General features: G+C 26.5%; 18 protein-coding genes and 1 pseudogene. 4 read left to right on the top strand and 15 right to left on the bottom strand.

Going from position 1 to position 19,790, the window contains the following annotated elements; translation table 11 throughout:
* The first annotated feature begins 129 nt into the window (after positions 1-129).
* Positions 130-687: a TetR/AcrR family transcriptional regulator gene (locus tag AB8B23_RS00415; protein ID WP_369712978.1), complete on the top strand. Its 558-nt coding sequence runs from the start codon at positions 130-132 to the stop codon at positions 685-687.
* A gap of 89 nt (positions 688-776) precedes the next feature.
* Here AB8B23_RS00415 and AB8B23_RS00410 read toward each other — a convergent pair whose 3' ends face one another.
* The 7 genes from AB8B23_RS00410 to AB8B23_RS00380 all read right to left on the bottom strand — a co-directional run bounded on the left by AB8B23_RS00410 (position 777) and on the right by AB8B23_RS00380 (position 7,114).
* Positions 777-1,370 (bottom strand): flavin reductase family protein, encoded by a 594-nt coding sequence (locus AB8B23_RS00410; RefSeq protein ID WP_369712977.1) that lies wholly within the window; start codon positions 1,368-1,370, stop codon positions 777-779.
* A gap of 94 nt (positions 1,371-1,464) precedes the next feature.
* Positions 1,465-1,851 carry a VOC family protein gene (locus AB8B23_RS00405; RefSeq protein ID WP_369712976.1) on the bottom strand — a complete coding sequence of 129 codons (387 nt, stop codon included), beginning with the start codon at positions 1,849-1,851 and terminating at the stop codon, positions 1,465-1,467.
* A gap of 172 nt (positions 1,852-2,023) precedes the next feature.
* Complete coding sequence (locus AB8B23_RS00400; RefSeq protein WP_369712975.1) at positions 2,024-2,764, bottom strand: TraX family protein; 741 nt, start codon at positions 2,762-2,764, stop codon at positions 2,024-2,026.
* Between the two features lie 490 nt (positions 2,765-3,254).
* A complete protein-coding gene (locus tag AB8B23_RS00395; RefSeq protein WP_369712974.1) occupies positions 3,255-4,676 on the bottom strand; it encodes a 6-phospho-beta-glucosidase in 1,422 nt (473 codons plus the stop codon).
* Positions 4,677-4,814: 138 nt separating this feature from the next.
* A complete protein-coding gene (locus tag AB8B23_RS00390; protein ID WP_369712973.1) occupies positions 4,815-5,675 on the bottom strand; it encodes a MurR/RpiR family transcriptional regulator in 861 nt (286 codons plus the stop codon).
* A 201-nt stretch (positions 5,676-5,876) separates the two neighbouring features.
* A complete protein-coding gene (gene ylxM, locus AB8B23_RS00385; RefSeq protein WP_039901428.1) occupies positions 5,877-6,200 on the bottom strand; it encodes a YlxM family DNA-binding protein in 324 nt (107 codons plus the stop codon).
* Between the two features lie 20 nt (positions 6,201-6,220).
* Positions 6,221-7,114: a tetratricopeptide repeat protein gene (locus AB8B23_RS00380; protein WP_021744625.1), complete on the bottom strand. Its 894-nt coding sequence runs from the start codon at positions 7,112-7,114 to the stop codon at positions 6,221-6,223.
* A gap of 376 nt (positions 7,115-7,490) precedes the next feature.
* On the opposite strand from AB8B23_RS00380, the gene AB8B23_RS00375 reads away from it, so the two are divergent.
* Genes AB8B23_RS00375 through AB8B23_RS00365 form a run of 3 tightly spaced genes read left to right on the top strand, consistent with a single transcriptional unit; the run spans position 7,491 to position 11,283 of the window.
* Positions 7,491-7,985: a KdsC family phosphatase gene (locus AB8B23_RS00375; protein WP_369712972.1), complete on the top strand. Its 495-nt coding sequence runs from the start codon at positions 7,491-7,493 to the stop codon at positions 7,983-7,985.
* 35 nt (positions 7,986-8,020) lie between these two features.
* Entirely contained in the window at positions 8,021-10,525 is a 2,505-nt protein-coding gene (locus tag AB8B23_RS00370; RefSeq protein ID WP_369712971.1) for a DegV family protein, read from the top strand.
* 50 nt (positions 10,526-10,575) lie between these two features.
* On the top strand, positions 10,576-11,283 hold the full coding sequence (locus tag AB8B23_RS00365; protein WP_021744628.1) for a biotin--[acetyl-CoA-carboxylase] ligase: 708 nt from the start codon (positions 10,576-10,578) through the stop codon (positions 11,281-11,283).
* 50 nt (positions 11,284-11,333) lie between these two features.
* Here AB8B23_RS00365 and rfbD read toward each other — a convergent pair whose 3' ends face one another.
* The 8 genes and pseudogenes from rfbD to AB8B23_RS00325 all read right to left on the bottom strand — a co-directional run bounded on the left by rfbD (position 11,334) and on the right by AB8B23_RS00325 (position 19,707).
* Positions 11,334-12,188, bottom strand: a complete 855-nt coding sequence (gene rfbD, locus AB8B23_RS00360; protein ID WP_369712970.1) for a dTDP-4-dehydrorhamnose reductase — start codon at positions 12,186-12,188, stop codon at positions 11,334-11,336.
* 342 nt (positions 12,189-12,530) lie between these two features.
* Positions 12,531-12,719: a hypothetical protein gene (locus AB8B23_RS00355; protein ID WP_369712969.1), complete on the bottom strand. Its 189-nt coding sequence runs from the start codon at positions 12,717-12,719 to the stop codon at positions 12,531-12,533.
* A 23-nt stretch (positions 12,720-12,742) separates the two neighbouring features.
* Positions 12,743-13,671 (bottom strand): annotated as a pseudogene (locus AB8B23_RS00350) (ISAs1 family transposase).
* A 1,012-nt stretch (positions 13,672-14,683) separates the two neighbouring features.
* Positions 14,684-17,419 (bottom strand): acyltransferase family protein, encoded by a 2,736-nt coding sequence (locus AB8B23_RS00345; protein ID WP_039900966.1) that lies wholly within the window; start codon positions 17,417-17,419, stop codon positions 14,684-14,686.
* 34 nt (positions 17,420-17,453) lie between these two features.
* Positions 17,454-17,834, bottom strand: coding sequence for a GtrA family protein (locus tag AB8B23_RS00340; RefSeq protein ID WP_021743331.1), 381 nt, complete (start codon positions 17,832-17,834; stop codon positions 17,454-17,456).
* The gene (locus AB8B23_RS00335) at positions 17,824-18,756 is read right to left on the bottom strand and encodes a glycosyltransferase family 2 protein (RefSeq protein WP_369712968.1); all 933 of its coding nucleotides are present in this window, start codon (positions 18,754-18,756) and stop codon (positions 17,824-17,826) included. The genes AB8B23_RS00340 and AB8B23_RS00335 overlap by 11 nt, the downstream gene beginning before the upstream one ends.
* On the bottom strand, positions 18,757-19,164 hold the full coding sequence (locus AB8B23_RS00330) for a sugar 3,4-ketoisomerase (RefSeq protein ID WP_021743333.1): 408 nt from the start codon (positions 19,162-19,164) through the stop codon (positions 18,757-18,759).
* An 18-nt stretch (positions 19,165-19,182) separates the two neighbouring features.
* Complete coding sequence (locus tag AB8B23_RS00325; RefSeq protein WP_021743334.1) at positions 19,183-19,707, bottom strand: GNAT family N-acetyltransferase; 525 nt, start codon at positions 19,705-19,707, stop codon at positions 19,183-19,185.
* Positions 19,708-19,790: the final 83 nt, after the last annotated feature.

Here is a 19,790-nt window from a genome sequence, read left to right as displayed (position 1 = left end):
ATTTTTCATTGTAAAATTCCTTATAGCATAAAAAATTTAAAACTATTACAAATTATCAATTTATATAATTTTTATTATTTGAATTTTAACTATTTTTGAGTTTATTTTAGAAAGGAAACTGGTAAAACTATGATTAATTATGAAGATATAAGAATAAAAAAAACAATAAGGAATATTCACAAGTCCTTTATTGAACTTTTTAAAGGAAAGGATTATGAAAAAATAACTGTAAAAGAATTAATTGAAAAAGCTGAAATTAGCAAAAAAACTTTCTATCGTTATTATTCGTCTATTGATAACTTATTTTTAGAAATACAAGATAAAATTACTAACGAATATATACAAAAATTTTCCTTGCTTGCTTTTCCTAAAGATTTAAAAAATATTATTAATACTTTTATTGATTTTTCAGAAATTTATGGAAATGCTCACGACAAAATAATAATTGATTCAAAAAATGATTATGTATTACAAAAAATGATAAACAATATTATTAAAAAAACATGGGAAAAGTCAGAATTTTTTAAAGAAAAAGAGCCTTATCTACGTAATATTATTTTATCATTTGTATTTTCATCTATTCTAGGAAGTTATAAACAGTGGATAAATGATGGAAGAAAAATACCATTGCAAAATTTTATAGAGACAATAGAAAGTCTTATTTACAATGGTATTAAAAATTTTTAATTTAAACAATTATCAAAAAAACAATTTTTTAAAATAACCTTTCTTGAAAAACAACAGAATCTTTGATTTTAATAACTTCCAAATTCTTCTTAAACTTCCTGAAAATTAAAATTCAATCCCAATCTATCGCCTGTTGAAGTATATTCCCTAAATTTATAAATTAATGGTTTCCATTTCTTTGTATCGATGTGAGAATCATCCATCATTATTTTTTCATCAACAAAAATCCCCTGTATTTCACAGGTTACTATGGCAAACCAGTCTTTTTTTTGAATATCTGTAACTTTTGCCTCTATGTGAATTGGACACTCCTTTATTCTCACAGAATTTACCATTTCACCAGCTAATTCAGTAAATCCTGCAATTTTAAACTTATCTTCACAGTATATATATCCAAGATTCTGCTTTACTTCTGATATTTCTGTATCGCCTGTAAATTTTTCAATCTTTTTCACACTTTCGTACAAGTTTTCATCTGGAACATTAAAAGTTACATCCGATCCAGCTTCAATATTCTTAAATCCTTTATTTCCAAATCCTATTCCCACAACTATTGATTTTCCAAGTACAAATGAAGACGATAACGGAGTTACGTTATTTTTACCTGTTTCTTTATCCTTTGTAGTCATCAGTAATACTGGAAATCCATAATAAAATCCATTTTTTTCTAATTTCTTAAACATAATTACCACTCCTTAATATATGAAAATTTTTATGTATCTTTTTAGTAATTATACTCTCCAAATCTTTTTTCTCAATTTGCAAACAAATATTTTATCATTCCGTTATTTCAATCAAATTACCTTCACAATCCTCAACAACGCTCTCATAATATCCGTCTCCAGTCGTCCTAGGCCCACTTAAGCATCTAAATCCATCATTTACAAGTCTTTTTGTCAATTTATCGACATTCTCTTTATTTCCAACACTAAAAGCAATATGGATAAAGCCTTCATTCATTATTTTATCATTTCTTTCCAAAAGTTCAGGACGTGACATTATTTCAAGCCTTACTTCACTATCGGGAAAAGTTAGGAAATAAGTCTGTAATCCAGTATTTTTATTATGATATTTCTCATTTGCCTTTGCTTCAAAATATTTCTCATAAAATTCCTTTGTTTTTTTCAAATCTTTTACATAAATTGCTACGTGATTTATTTTCATAATTAATCCTTTCAATATTTTTTATTTCAATCCTTCTATTTCTTTTTCAATTTGACTTTTCCATTAACTAAATCCCACTTTTCATAGATTTTTTCAATTCTTAACATAAATATTCTGAATAAAGGTCCAAACAGAACCATGCTAATTATCGTTCCTTCGCGCAGACTCTATTCTAAATTCCTATTTTAAAACATAGTCTCAATAGCCCCAAAATTAATAAATGTACAGGATAAAACAAATAATTCAAAATTTTATTCTGTTTTCCTCTTTTCCCATTATAAGTAAGTGTCAAGCCAAATCCTAGCAAAGCCCACGGAGTCTTAAAAATCGAAAGATATCCTCCTATAATTGATAATATTGGATTATTACGAAATATATAGAAAAAATATGCAATCAAAATTCCGTGATATTCATAGTCCAATCCCCAAATCATCGACAACAGGCAAACAGTTATAACGATTATTATTGAAACAGGAAACCATAATACTGGGGGAATTATATATGATTTTGGCACTTTCAATTCATCAATAACCCAAATCATAGCTAATGCTAAAGCCAATGTAAACATTACGTTATTTGAATTTGGCTGAAAAAATACTGCCGACTGGAACAAGTCAAATGGGATTTCAGAAATAATTCCAAAAATAATCAAATTTAAAAGATATTTGAATCTATTTCCTGTTTTAAAAAAGCCTTCCACAAGAAAAAACATAAAAATCGGAAATGCAACTCTTCCCAAAATATCAAATACATCGCTCACATATCTCAAAAATCCATTTTCTGTTAGCAAAGGATACATCAAAGCCTTATTCACATGATCAATCAACATTGATAAAAAAGCGATATATTTTAATTGTGCTCCTGAAAAGATTCTTATCTTGCTAAATCTATTATTCCCATAAGCTGTGCTCATAACAATTCTCCCTTTACATTTTTATTTTTTCTATAATTCTTATTTTATTTAAGTTTCTCAGTTTCATTTTAATACTAAACCCCTGTTTAAAAATAAAAATAAATTTTTATAATAGGGTTGTTAAATAGCTAATCCATAATCATTTAACTTTTTTATCTTTTATTTCTGTAGAATTGCTCATTGCCGCAAATCCTACAACCTATGGCTAGTCTACGACATTTTTCTACACTGACAAAAAACTCGCTATGCTCAAATAGTTTTGCCAGTATAGAAAAATGCTCCGACGGATTATTTGTACTAGAATCTATTAATTTATATCTTAAATCGCTTGAAAACATTAGGTTTATATCATTTATTAGAAAAATTTGTAATAAATTCATTGTTTACATAGAGTTTAGCATAAAAAGTTTCACACAAAAGCAAAGGGGATTCGCTATTTTAAAAATCCCTTTATTTTTTTACTAATTTTTTCAATAAATAATTTCAAATGCTAATCCAAATCTTCCCCATTACTTGCGATAACTTTTTTATACCAGTCAAATGATTTTTTCTTGCTTCTCTTCAATGTTCCATTTCCATCGTTATCTCTATCTACATAGATAAATCCGTAACGTTTTTTCATTTCTCCAGTTCCCGCGCTTACTAAGTCGATAGGTCCCCAAGTTGTATATCCTAGAAGTTCTACTCCATCCAGTTCAACCGCTTCCTTCATTGCCTTTATATGATCTCTTAAATAGCCAATTCTATAATCATCTTCCACATATCCATCTGCATCTGGAACATCCACAGCTCCAAGCCCATTTTCCACAACAAATAACGGTTTTTGGTATCTGTCATAAATTTCGTTTATTGTCGTTCTAAATCCTAACGGATCTAATCCCCATCCCCAGTCTGTCACTTCAATATATGGATTTCTCATTGTTTTTAGTAAGTTTCCTTCTCCAAGCCTGTCAGCTTCAGCAGAGATACAACGAGTTGTATAATAAGAAAAACTAACAAAATCAACTGGATTTTCTCTCAAAATTTGCTCATCTTCATCTGTAATTCCAATGTTTATATTTTCTCTTTCAAAAAATTTCTTAGCATAGGCAGGATAATATCCACGAGCCTGCACATCTATGAAAAAATAATTTTCTCTGTCTTTTTCAAGTGCAGTCCATACATCTTCAGGTTTTGAAGTCAATGGATAAAATTTTCCAGCTGCAAGCATACATCCAATTTTATTTTCAGGGTCAATTTCATGTCCAATCTTTGTAGCCCAAGCACTTGCTACCAATTCATTGTGTGCCGCAGTATACAAAACCTGATTTTTATTTTCCCCTTCTTCAAAAACGATTCCTGCTCCCATAAACGGTGCGTGTAATAAAATATTAATTTCGTTAAATGTAATCCAATATTTTACAAGCCCTTTATATCTAGTGAAAATTACAGTACACAATCTTTTGTAAAAATCAATAACTTTTCTGTTTCTCCATCCGCCATATTCTTTGATTAAGTGAATAGGAAAATCAAAGTGCGTTATTGTAACTAATGGCTCAATACCGTATTTTCTACATTCCTTAAATACATTTTCATAAAATTCAAGCCCTTTTTCATTTGGAGTTTCTTCATCTCCATTTGGGAAAATACGAGTCCATGCTATCGACATTCTATAAGTCTTAAATCCCATTTCTGCAAATAATGCAATATCTTCCTTGTATCTATGATAAAAATCAATCGCCCCTTTAGCAGGATAAAAATGCTCATCGTCAAATTCCAGCATTTTTCGCTCACCAGTAATCACAGCAAGCCTGTCTTCCCCAACTGGCGACAAATCTACATTGGCAAGCCCTCTTCCATCCACATCATAAGCTCCTTCAAGCTGATTTGCGGCAGTAGCTCCGCCCCATAAAAAGTCTTTTCTAAATCCCATTTCCATCTCCTCCTAAAAAATTTTCGCATTTAATATTTTTAATAATTTCCTTTACATTAAAAATATAACACTAAAATCTTACAAAAACAAGAGCATTTATCAATTTTCCCCATTGTTTCAAAATTATGTCTATTGTAATTATTTTTTTGATACTTTCGGTTCATTTGTCTCATAATTTTTACTGACTTCCAGTGAAGTATTTATATTTTTGTAGTAATTCGACACTAAAAGCGAAGTGAAAAATATGTCCAGCACATAATTAATCCCAGTAAATAGAGACACCATCTCAAAACTCAAAATATAATTTGGAGCATGTATTTCAATATATTCCGAACATGCTTTTTTTATTTCTTCAGATGATCCATTCCCAATTCCTACGACAAATACATTCCTTTTTTTCAAATATTCCGCAATTCTAATCATATAGGGATTATTCCCTGAAAGCGAGATAATAAGAGCCATGTCTTTTTCCCCTTTTTCCGTAGAAATTACATAATGCTCATTAAGACCATCATAAGCCGCACTCTCTATTCCAAGCGTCATAAATTTAAATGAAGCCAATTTTGCTAATATATATGAAATTCCAGTTCCATAAATCTCAATTTTCTTAACATTTTTAAGTTTTTCAATAATTTTTTCCACAACAGGTGTATCCAAATTAAGTTTTGTAGCCCCAATAACTCTTTCATAAAGCGATGGAATAATTGAGATAATTTCATCATATTTTGTTTCACTGTTTACAGGTTCTTCACTAAGTAGTCCCTTTATTTTCAACATTTCCTCGACTTCTTTATCCAAACTTCTCTGAAAATCCCTATACCCTTTAACCCCTAGTTTTCTACAAAATCTCACAATAGTAGCCTTACTCACAAACGCCTTTTTAGCTAAACTCTCCGCTGACAGCAAATGTACCTCATCCAAGTGTTTTAAAATGTAATCTGCTATTTCATTTTCATTATTTGTAAAATTCTCCTTTTTTTCCAGTTTACTAATAATCATCCTTCACCTTCTTATTAAATAAAAAAGGCAAAACCAAAGGGGGAAAACATTAATCAGAAGCATTTCCCGCCATTTCAGTTTTGTCTAATCCAAATAGTAATAACTATATCCTATAACTTCACATATTCTTTACATAACCATTATACCCCAATTTTTTTATTTGTCAATAGTAAACTTTTTTCATTTTTCTCAATATTAAAACTATTCTGTATAATCAAAATCCTGTATTATTTTTTCCAAATTCTCCATAGTAAAATTTTTTCTTAAATACTCAAGTTTCCCCTTCAGTTCTTTTTCTTTTTCAAATATTCCAAGTTTACTCTCATACTCATCTAGTTTCTGAACACCTTTTTTTATGTTATCAAAAACAGCCTGCCTTGTAACTCCGTACTGTTCAGCAATTTCTGAAAGAGAACTATTTTCCTCTAGATAAAGTTCCAGATATTGCCTCTTCTTTTTAGGAAAAAGTTCACTATAATAAGAAAAAAGCACAGAATATTTTAAAAAATCTTCCAATTTATCCATAATGCTTCCAAATTCCTTTTTTAATTTTTTATTTTTTTTACAATTTGATCCTTCCAAACATATTGTTCCATCTTATGTTTTTCAATTTTTTTCTTTACAATTGAAATTTTTTCTAAAATATTTTTATAATTTTCATTTTCAGTTCCCAAGATAATTTTACATATATGTTCACATTTTTCCAGTAATATTAACGCTATTTTATAACTGTTGCTTTCAAAGTAGACATTTGCTAAATTATTAATTATATTCAAATAAAGATTCGAATTTTCCCCAACTTCGTTGCTTAATATTTCCAATGATTTTTCCATCATGTTTTTTGCCAATTTTTTTTCATCAAGTTTGATATACGATTTTACCATATTACTTAGTATTATTGCTTTCTGTACATCGTTATTCTGAAAATTTTCCAATATTTCCAAACTTCTTTGTTGCCATTTTATTGAATCCTCATAATGTCCATTTTCTTCACAAAATAATCCCAAATTATTACAAATACCTGAAAAAACATATCCATTCTTAAAATTATTTTTTTTGTAGATTTTTATCGCCTTAGAATATTTTTCTTCTACCTTGTCATATTTTTTCATAATTCTGTAGACTTCTGCCAAATTTGCACTACAAGTAACAAACGCAAGACTATTTTCCCCATATTTTTTTAAAACTATATTTTCTACTTTAGATAATAGCCTTAATGATTCCTCAAATTTTCCAACATATTTCAAAGCATTTCCCAGTTCCGTCAAAACCTTTATATTCTCATTACTTTCATCTCCATACACTCTTCTAAACAATACCTTCAATTCTCTCAAAGCCACAATTTCCTTCTCAATTTCTCCATTATTTACGTACTCTTCCCTTTTCACAAGCAATTCTTTTATCCTAGCCTCTTTAATTTCTTTTTCTTTATTAGTCATCTATAAATTTCCTCTTTTAAAAAATTTTATTTCTTAACCTACATACTCCTTATTTGTCTATAATACCACAAATTCTCCAATAAATCTAATTTTTTCAACAAAATTAATTTTATCTTCATTTTACCCTTATCTTTCACTAATATTATATCAAATTTTTTTTTACAATTTTTTTTATTCTTGTTATTTTCTTAATTAAAATTATCCTAATTTTTGAAAGTTTTCTCTATTCTATAATTAATATATAGAAAAAATAATATTGTACCCTTTTTTATTTATTTTTTTTATCCATTTATCGTGATTTAAAAAATAAATTTGAATAATAAATATATATTATGGTATAATACTAGTAAACTGTAAAATAAAAAATGGAGAAAAAATGATAAAATTAATTTTACTGGATGTAGATGGAACACTTACTGATGGCGGTATCTACCTTGGAAATAGCGGAGAAGAATTAAAGAAATTCAATGTAAAAGACGGTTACGCTATTTTAAATGCTCAAAAATTAGGCATTGAATTTGGAATTATTACAGGTGCAGAATCTGAACTGTTAAAAAAGCGTGCCAAAAAATTAAACATAAAATACCTATATCAAGGTATTTCAGAAAAAACTGTTATTCTAGATGAAATAATGCAAATATCAGGTCTTCAAAAAGAAGAAATTGCCTATATGGGTGATGATCTGAATGATATAAAAATCATGAAAAAATCTGGTTTTTCAGGAACACCCCTAGATGGAGTAAATGAGGCAAAAATAATTGCTGATTTTATTTCTACGAAAAATGGTGGAGAAGGTGCTGTAAGGGAGTTCATAGAAACTATCTTAAAAAGAGAAAATTTATTTCAAAAATTTTTGGCAAATGTCAAATAACATAAAAAGAAAAAATTATTTTTTAGGAGGAAATAATGGCAATAAAATATCTAGATGCCAAGAGACTAAAACTAGTATTCATTGGCGGAGGAAAATGGGTTACAAAACATGAGGAACTATTAAACGAACTAAATGTTTATCCTGTGCCCGACGGAGATACAGGAAGCAATATGTCAATGACATTGAATTCAATGATAAATGATCTGGAAGAAAAAACAGACGATAAAATAAAAATGCCTGAATTAATAGAAGTAGTTGAAGAGGCTGTATTAATGGGAGCTAGAGGAAATTCTGGAACAATTTTATCACAAGTAATTACAGGATTTTTAAAAGGTATTGGAGATAAAGTTAAATTACTTCCAAAAGATGTTGCCGAAGCTCTTTTAAGTGCCAAGGAAACTGCTTATAGCGCTGTAAGTGAACCTATAGAAGGAACAATTTTGACAGTTATTAGAAAAATTTCTGAAAAAGCTATGGAATGTGCAGATAAATTTGAAGATTTAGTAGAATTTCTAAGAGAAATTGTTGTGGCTGGAGAAAAAGCGGTAGAAGAAACGCCTGAACTACTGCCAAAATTAAAAGAGGCTGGAGTAGTTGATGCTGGAGGAAAAGGGCTATTTTTCTTTTTTGAAGGATTTTATAAAGTTGCAACAGAACTGAATCTGCTGGTTGAATTACAAAAGTCTCAAGTAAAAGAAAATGAATTTGACAAAACAATAGCAAATATTGATCACGATCCTGAAAGCATACATTTTCAATATTGTACAGAATACATTATCCTAAACGGAGACTTTGACACAGAAGAATATAAAAAGCGTGTACTTGAATTAGGAGATTCTGCAGTGTTTGCACAAACTTCTAAAAAGTTCAAAACTCACATTCATACCAACCATCCTGGAAAAGCAATGGAAATAGCGCTTGAATATGGGCCTCTTGAAAAAATGAAGATAGAAAATATGAAATTACAGCACGATAATCTTCAAATTTTTAGTGAACGGGATGAAGCTAAAATCTTTGTAAATCCGAAAATTGATAAAACAAAATCTGCGTTTGTAATTTTGGCTGATTCTGAAAACTTGAAAGATGAATTTTTAAAAATCGGTGCAGATGTTGTAATTCTTGGAGGGCAAAGTAAAAATCCAAGTGTTCAGGAAATATTAAATGCAATTGACAAAACTGAAAAAGAAAACGTTTATGTCTTGCCAAATAATAAAAATGTCATTACAACAGCTAAAATGGCAGCTGAAAAATCTCAAAAAACAGTAATGGTTCTAGATACCAAGACAATGCTTGATGGATATTATTTCTTAAAAAATAAAGAAAACGACATCGATGAAGTAAAAGAATCTGCTGCAAGAAACTATTCTGTGGAAATTACAAAAGCTGTAAGAGATACGAAAGTAGAAGACTTGACAATAACAAAAGATGATTTTATAGCACTTGTAAATGGAAAAATAAAATATGCAAAAAAATCATTAAAGGATATTACAGACACAATATTAGCTGATTTAGTAACTAAAAATACAATAACAGCTGTTGTAGTAAGTGGAAATGAAAAAGATGAAGAATCACAAAAAAATATTGAAGAAAAATTATCTGGAATAAAGACTGCTATTATTAATGGAAATCAGGAAAATTACTATTATTACCTATACATTGAAAATAAAGACCCTAATATGCCTGAAATAGCTATTTTGACAGATTCTGTATCAGACTTGACATATGAAGACATTGAAGGGCTACCAATAAAAATTGTGCCTTTGAAAATTGATATAAATGGTGAACTTTATAGAGATGGAATAGAGATTACAAAGTCTGAATTTTGGCACGAAATGCTTAACAATGATGCAACAATAAAAACATCACAGCCATCGCCACAGGACTTTTTAAATGCCTACAACAAACTATTTGAAAAAGGATATAAAAAAATTATCTCAATTCACCCATCTTCAAAACTAAGTGGGACAATACAAGCTGCTAAGGTTGGAAGAAGCTTGACAAATAGAGAAAATGATATCGAACTGATTGACAGTTTAGGAGCTTCATTGCTGCAGGGATTCCTTGTATTAGGTGCTGCAGGAAAATCTATAAGAGGTGAAAGCTTTACTGAAATCATCAACTGGGTAAACAACTTTAGAAACAAAGGAAAACTTCTTATGATTATTCCAGACTTGAAATATCTTGAAAAAGGTGGAAGAATCGGAAAGGCAAGTTCAACAATCGCGGGTGCATTAAATATGAAGCCTATTCTTACAATAAATCAAGGAGAAGTTACTGTTGAGAAAAAAGTTCTAGGTGAACGCAATGCACAAAAATACATTGAAAAATACATTGAGCGTGAAAGTAAAAAACAAAGTGTCGTTCTTATGAGTGGCTGGGGAGGAACTCCAACAGAACTTGAAAATGTAGTAAGAATTTATTCAGAAGTGGAAAATAATCCAAAAGTAAGTTCATTAATATTAAACAGAGAAATTGGAGCAGTAATTGGAGCCCATGCAGGCCCAGTTTATGGAATATTTATATTCCCAAGACTGAGTTAATAACTATAAAATTAAATTTTAAAAGCAGATAAGCAGAAAGAGGGATATCTTTGAAATTTAAATTTTTTGATGAAATAAATTCAACAAACACTTATTTAAGACGGCAATTAAGAATAGAAGAATTTGAAGTAATAGTAGCAAAAAAACAGACAGATGGGAGAGGAAAAAGAGATAGCGTATGGATTTCAAATGAAGGAGCTGCGCTTTTTTCCTTCGCTGTTGCAGATAATAATTCTGAATTAGACGAAAAAATAACAATTTTTACTGGCTATATTGTTTATGAAGTTCTTAAAAACTATATAAAAAGTAATGAAAAACTGACTTTTAAATGGCCAAATGATATTTATTATGAAAATAAAAAAATATGTGGGATTCTATGCGAAAAAGTAAGAGAACACATAATAGTAGGAATTGGGATAAACATTAATAATACTGATTTTGGGATGTTTCGGGAAAAAGCCATTTCACTTGTAGAAATTACTGGAAAAATTTATTCAGTACAAAATATAATAGAAGATGTAGTATCAGCCTTTGAAAATGAATTTCACAGTCTTAACAGAAAATGGGAAAATATATTAACAGTTGTAAATGAAAACAATTACCTAAAAGATAAAAAAATAGTAATCAAGCAAAATGGAAAATTTTTAGATAAAGAATACAAATTCCTACGTGTAGACAGAAGAGGAAATATCTCTTTAATTGCTAAAGGAGATAGTGATGAATTAAAATTTGCCTCGCTGGAATTTAAAGTTATATAAAAATAAAGGAATATCTTTCTAATTAATTCATAGAAGGATATTCCTTTTTATTATTTTTTGATTATTTTCATTTCCTCTAAATACCTGTCAATTCCACTTTTCCAGTCTGGAATTTTTTCTCCAAGAAGTTTTTCCACCTTCTCAGAAGATAATTTTGAAAAATGTGGTCTTTTGGCAGGAAGATTGAAATCTTCTGTTTTCGCAGTTTCAATAGTCCCTTTCCAACCTATTTTTTCAAGCACATATTTTGCCTGTTCATATTTGCTGGCAATTCCATTATTTGTAATATGATACAATCCAAACTGTTCAGTTTGTATCAATTTCCATGAAAATTCTGCCAAATCTTTTGAATAAGTAGGTGCGGAAATCTGATCATCAACAATACTTAATTTATCACGAGTTTTGCTCCAGTTGATGACCTGTGTATTAAAATTATTGTTAGCTTTTCCAAATACCCATGATGTTCGTATTACAAAAGATTTTTCATAAGTATCTAAAGTTAATTTTTCACCATTTGCTTTTGAAAGTCCATAATTAGATATAGGAGAAGGAGTATCATTTTCTGTATAATTTCCCCCTTTTTTTCCATCAAAGACAAAATCAGTTGAATAAGTTACAAAAATTGCACCTATTCTTTTAGAAAATTTTTCTAATTTTTTTGGTGCTTGTTCATTTAGTAAAAAAACTTTATCATCAGTTTCTGCTTTATCTACATCATTATACGCAGCACAATTTATTATGTGTGTAAAATCATTATTTTTTTCAAAAAACTTTTCTAAATTTTCTTCACTTGTTATATCTAGTTCCTGATAATCAGTTGCTATATATTTTATATTTAGATTGTCAAATAGTTTTTGAAAGTCATATCCTAATTGGCCGTTAGAGCCAGTTAATAGTATTTTCATTATTTCTTATCCCTTCATTTTAAAGCTAATATCTTTGCTTATCTACTTTTCAAATATTTTTTACATAAATATTTATAAAATCTATTTTCAATTAAATATTTTGTTAAATTTGATGATAAAATTACTATTATCAAATAAATACACAAATTCTTACTAGAATCTATTTTTACAAATTTTGAGAATATATAAAATACAGGTATATGTAAAATATACATAGAATAACTCAAACTCCCTAGACAAATAAAAAATTTATTTGATAATAATTTACTCACTATCACGACAAACGCATGAATATTTTAAACTATTTCTTTATATTTATCCATTTTTTTAACAACAGCATTTCTATATATCAAAAAATAATTTTAAATATCTTCTTACATCTAATGATATGATATGTCTCTTTATCCTTCTGCTAAATTTCTTTCTGAACGGCAGTTCTTCCAGTATTGAGATTGTTAATTTCCTTACAATATTTAAGTTTCTTGCCGCATTTTTGTTCAATGTCCTGCTTGCATCTTCTCTGAATGTCACATCCAGTATCCAGTGATAGCTTTCTATTGCCCATGTCCTCTTACTGCTCTTACAAATTCTTCCACTCCCCCTGCTATATTCGTTATGTAATACCTTTTCTGTTCCTGCTTTTTTCCATTTTCTTCTGTTGTTAAAATTGATGCACCTATCCCTTTTACTTCCTTCCATTCCTTATTTCTTTTAATAAGCCATTCTGTTTCTTCAGTATAGTAATATTCCCTAGTTTCCAGTCGACCCCTTTGCTTTTCTGTTTTCCTGCTGTACATTCCTTCTTTCTTTAATTTTTTTCTGAATCCCTTGTTAGCAAAGTAATATTCTATATCTTCTTTTAAAGTCTTCTGGTTCCCTTTTACCTGGAAACAGAATAGCCCTTCTTCTTTCCTATCTTTTTTATGATTTCTTTCTGAGTTCCTATCGCATCTATTGTAACTATACATTCCTTTACTAAGATTTTATCAAGCAAACGTAATATCGCTTCTATTTCATTTCCTTTTCCTTCAACCGCCACTTGTGAATAGCAGATTCCATCTTCTTTGGAATACGCAGATACTATGTCTAATGGGCTGTTGTTTTTATTCTTCATTCCGTTTAAAAATTTCCCATCAATATTCAATATTTTTCTTATTTTTTTATCTTCCCCAGAAATTTTTAACTCCATCCATTTTGTCAAAAGAACTTCTGTAACTTCAGGCTCTATTGTAGCCATGACTCTTTGAATAGTATCATGCGAAGGAACTCCGTTTGGCAGCTCCAAGTATCTTTTTAATGTTTTAAGATACAGTTTCCCAAATTCCTCAACCTCTTCCCGATATTCAACATTCGCAAGTATACCAAAAAGAGTAATCACAACAATGTCACTTAACTTGTGTTTTATTTTTGAAGCCTGTCGCTTGTCCTCTATTTGAGTAATATATATTAACAATTCTTTTAGGTTTTGGTTATTTTCCGACATTTTTACCAGCTTCTTTCATAAAATATCTCAGTAATATTATACCTTTTTTTTAGATTTTTTTCGTACGTTTGTCGTGACTCACTATACCATTATCAAGAAAAAGACATATTATCAATGGAGAAAAAGATAGAGTCATTAAAGGATTAAAAATAACCTTAAGGTTTTGATAGATTATGAATAAAAATAAAATATTAATTATAACAAAAATTGAATATATTCTTCGTTTTTGAAAAACTCTAATTCTATCATACATTAACATTCCAAGATAAAAGAACTTATATGCATTATAGGATTATAATATATTATCTCTAATATATAACCGTTTCCATTAATAGTAAATTTAACTAGATAATTAAAAAAATAACAAGTATATATATTAACTAATAAAACTATCCAAATAAAATATTTAGTTTTTAATAAGTGTAAAAAAATTGGAAATAATAAAAATAATGCTGATAAATACCATGTTGATAAATTATAAGTTAATGGTTTAGTAAAAAACCATGACTGAATCAAAAGAATATTATATATAATATCCTATTTAATCTTTGATGATAATAGTATTAATAATAATGAAAAAAATAAATTGGATAAAATTTAAAAATTCTTATTTTATAAAAATCTAAGATATTAAAATCAGAAGAATCTATATATCTGTATGCTAATAGAAATCCTGAAAGATAAAAAAAAGAAAAATACCCATGCAGGTCCTGATTTTAAAAGTCTTGGAATTTGCATATTATACGATACATGAGAAAAAATTACAGCTAAACTTCCCAAAAATCTAAAAATTTCAAATTGATTATATTTTTCCATATTAATTTACTCCTTTTAATATTATAACTTAAATATTTTATTCTCTAAAAATATATTTACAATCTATGATATTAAAATAATTTTCAGATGTTTGTATATATTTTGAGATAATATAAACTCTATTTATCTTACCCTATTATCTATACAAGATATCAACCATAACCTTAAATTATACTCGGTATTAAGAAAACTCTATTTAATCTTTAACAATTATTTCTTTTTTTTCAGAATAAACTACGTTGTTAGTATATTTATTTTTTATTCTTAATTGTAAAATTTGTGTTTTATCATAAAAATTATTTGGTAAAAATGCTGTCATAATCTTCCCAGCTACTACTGTATCAGATAATTCTGTATTATTTATAACTAATTTACTATTCTTTAAAATATTAGACCCTTCTACAATAATAACCGATTTATTATTATACAAATTAAATTTCACTCCTTTTTTTATTTCATTAGGAGAGACAGAATCTATCTTAGGTAATATATATTTTTTTACCTTTATATCACCATTTAGATTATTATAACTTAAATACATGTACTCTTTTGTTAAATCATAATTTTGTTTTGAATTAATTTCTACATTTATATTTTTTCCATAAAGCATTTTTAATATAGAATCTGAGCTATGAGAAAATACATTATCCTCAGAAATAACATTATCTATGTAAAAATTTGATATAGAATTTTCTGATATATTTAATTTCTCTAATGCTTTATATGAATTATAATTTCTAATTGACAAATGTTTCCAATGGTCTCTAAAGCCTCTTCCACCGTAAAAAAAATTAACTATAATTAAAAATACTAAAACTATAAATATATCATACTTCATTTTTAATTTAACAATTTTAATTATATTTTCAAAAAATATTGCAAAAATTATTGACAAAAAAATAGATGGAAGATATAAATATAATTTATATTGCTCACTATTAAATAAAACTGGAACTAATACCACTACTATGTTGCCAATTATCCAAATGATCTGATATCTATAATTTTCCTTTTTTATAAAAATATAATAAAGTAAAAATAATATTATAATTAATATAAAAAATAAAGAAATAAAGGAGACTTTCGTATAAGTAAATGAAGAATTATTTATATCAAAATACAAAATAATATATTTACAAAAATTTTTTATTAAATTTATTATTTTAAAAGTATGATGATGAGAATTTTTAATATCAAAAATTATATTAGCAGCTTTTAAACTTAATATCATTTTTAAACATAATACTGTTATTATATTAAGAATTATTGTTAAAAATGATACTTTATTTTTTTTATATTTTATACTTTTTAATATTTCATATATTAATAAAATCAATGGGAGAATTATTATCGTTTCTTTTGATTTAAGTCCTAAATAATATAAAATAATTATTAATCCAGAATATAAAAATTTCATTTTTTTAGATTTATTCTCTAAAATTATAAAAATATTTAATATTAAAATTGAAAAAAAACCAACTAATAAATCAAGTATAAAAGAATCCGATAAAAAAGTCATTGTTGATATTGGCCACATTCCAAAAATTATTCCTGAATAAAAAGCTATTTTTTTACTCTCAAATAAATTTTTAGATAATTTATATACCCCTATAGAGGTCATTATATGTATAAATAACAAAATTAAATGATGATATTCATAGTTTAATTTAAATAGTTCGTATATAAATTTAAGAAAAATTAAGCCCGTTGATGACGACTGATTAAATAATATCTCTTTTAAAGAAGAATATTTTATTATTTTTAATATCGAATAATCATTAAACATAAAAAAATTGAATTTAGTAAGTACCCATAAATTAAAGATAAATAATACTATGACTAAAAGTAATATTGAATTATTACTATAATATCTCATTTGAATTTTAATATTTCTCTTAAATTTACTTTCTGAAATGATTTTTCTTCCTAAAATAATTAAATAAGCTCTATTACTTAAAGAAATCATATTGTCTATTACAAGACTAATTAATAAACCGAATACAATAACTAACGGCCAAAATGGATATTTTGATTCAAGTATTAAAGTTGATATTTGATTTAAATTAACATAACCCATATTATATAATAGATAAAAACATAACCTAAAACCTAAAAAATGAAAAATCATTATGGACAAACTTTTTCTTCCTAAGAGTTTAATTTGTTCAATTCCTAAATTTAGATTAATCATTATTTTAGAAAAAAGATAAACTAAATACGTTCCTGATAAACATATAAAAATATCAAACGGCATTCTAAAATCTCTACCTGCCCAACTTATAGGTATATAACTTATTTTGAAAAAATAATACATTATCCCAATTGAAATAAAAAAAATGTATACATTGTTATCTATTCTACTAATTATATTATATTCTTTTATAATAAAGCCAATTAAAAAATATAAAGTTCCATAAAATGATAAATCTAACATGTACGGTAATAAAATTCTATTTTGGTTAATAATAACAGATATAAAAAATAATACTAAAATAGTATACTTCAAATTTATTTTTTTCTTACATTTTAATAATATTGCTGATAATATGCTTGAATAGAATAAAACTAATAAAAACCAGGTTGCATCTCCAATATCTACTCTTTGAGAATATAATAAAAAACTTTTTATAGTTGGTATATTAAAAAATACATTCATTTTTAAAAATTTATTTATTATTCTAGCAAAAATAAGAAATAAGATATTTACGACAAAATAAGGGAGCAATAATCCTTTTATTTGCTTTTTTATATAGCTTTTTATAGTATATTTAGAATCATTATATAAAAAACCTGATATTATAAAAAAAGCACCCATATGAAATAAATAAATAAATGACGTATATGGAGAATTTGTATGTCCTATTACCATTAAAACTATTAATACTCCTTTCATCATATCAATAAAATCTAATCTCCTTTTTTTTTCTTCCATATAACTAACCTCCATATTATATCAAAATTCTGATTTACTTAAAAACCCACTTACTTTGTAAAATAAAATTATATCCTATACAAATAATAGTTGCTATTAATTGAGCAATAATTTTATCTATTTTTAGATAATTTACTAATAATATTGTAACTAAAATATTTATTATCAAAGAAGATAAATAACTAAATATAAATTTAATCATGTTTCTAACTTCTTTTTTTGCTTTAAATACAAAAAACGTATTTAATAAATAACTCAAAATTATTCCAAATATATAAGATAAAATTATCGCAATGATATAATTACAATTTAATTTCAACAACAATACATATAATCCAAAAGAAGAAAAAGTATTTATAAATCCTGTAATTAGAAATTTAATAAACGAAATTGAAATAAATTTATTATTTTTCATCAAAACCTACTTCCTCTTCAATTATATAATTTGGTCTATTTTTTACTTCATCTAGTATTCTCCAAACATATTCTCCAATAATACTCGTTATTAACATTTGAACTCCTGAAACAATTAAAACAATTGCTATCATTGAAGTCCAACCTTTTATTGAAATATTATTAAATAATTTATTAAAAATTAAATAAATTATTCCAAAAAAGCCAAAGATTGCAAAAATAAATCCCAAAAAAGACATGAATCTTATTGGAAAGTAAGAAAATGACAAAAAAGAGTCAACAAATAATTTTATTTTTTTAGATAAAGTCCATCTTGACTTTCCTTCTTCTCTTTCTCTTCGAGTGTAATATATTTTTTCAGTTTTAAATCCACACCACAATATTTGACCCATTATAGATGTATTTTTTTCTTTCATTTCAGCTACTTTTTTACAAACTTGTTTATCAATTAAAAAACAATCAAATCCACCTTTAGGCATATTTTTTAAAGCAAATCTTTGCATTAATTTATAATATGTATTTGAAATAAACGTTTGTAAAAATGATTCCTCTCTACTTTCTCTAACAGCTAAAACAACTTTATTTCCTTCTAACCATTTTTCAAACATTTTTTCTATTATCTCGGGTGGATCTTGTAAATCAGCTGATAGTACCGTAACACAATCTCCTGTAATATGACTCATTCCTGCTAGAATTGCAGTATGAGAACCATAATTTTTTGATAATTTTAATATTTTTATATTCTTGTCTTTTTCTCTAACTTTTAATAATTCTAAATATGAATTATCTTGTGAGCCATCATCTACAAATATAATTTCATAACAGAATCTATTATTTTTTAATACTTCCATTAATTTTTCATATAATTTTGGGATATTCATTTCATTAAAATAGACAGGTATGATAACTGATAATTTTTTCATTTATTTTTTCTCCCTAGTTATTTTTTTAAATTCTTCATAATCTCTAATATACTCTTTACCGTTATAATATTCGTTACTTAAAACTAATAATATAGAATCCTTAGAAAAATTAAACATATTTTTCCAAACTAATTTATCCAAATAAATACCTTGGTGCGGTTTATCTAAAATAATAGTTTCTTGATTTTCCCCATCATCTATAAAAATATCACAACTACCACAAAGATTTATAAGAACAAACTCTGATAATTTATTTGCATGTTGACCTCTTACTACATCTTTATCACTACCATAAATATAAAATATTCTTTTTATATCAAATGGTATATCCTTATTTCCTTCAGCTACCACAAGATGACCTCTTTTATCACCCAATTGTGGAAATTCCAATAATTCATATTTTTTCATTTTAGTTTCCTCATTTTATTATAAATATTTTTTATATTTCTTTTCTCTTATTTTAAAATAATCTTCTTTTTCTAATATAAAATATTCAAATTCAGCATCTTCAGAAATTTTAGTTGCTCCAAATTTTTTATGAAAAGATACTACTTTTGTATTTTCTTTCATAACTTCAAATAATGCTTTTTCCATATTCAATTCTCTAAATGCAATTTCATAAATTAATATAGCTGTTTCTAGTGCACTTGAAATAGGCTTTTCTTCTTTCATTATCCAACTACCCCAAGTAAAACTTTTTTCTTTTTTATTTATTTTATATACTCTAACATATCCTAAAATTTCATCTTCTTCTGTTCTTATCGAATAATAATACTCTGTCCCATCTTTTTCTCTATTTTTATACTCTTTTATCCATTTTTTTTGTTTTTCAATATCTTCATCTGTAGCAGAAAGATATTTGTTTAAATTATCATTTTTCCTCAATTCGATTATTCTTTCAGCATCATCTTCTGTAACTAATTCAAATTTTATATTCTTAGTTTTTAACATATTTGAAAAATTCCTTTCTGTTAATAATTATAATGATAAGATATCAGATAAGTAATTCTTTAATAATCAAAAATTTTCGATTT

The sequence above is a fragment of the Leptotrichia sp. HSP-342 genome (assembly GCF_041199995.1).
GTDB lineage: Bacteria > Fusobacteriota > Fusobacteriia > Fusobacteriales > Leptotrichiaceae > Leptotrichia > Leptotrichia mesophila.
This window is presented reverse-complemented; position numbering and strand designations above follow the sequence as displayed.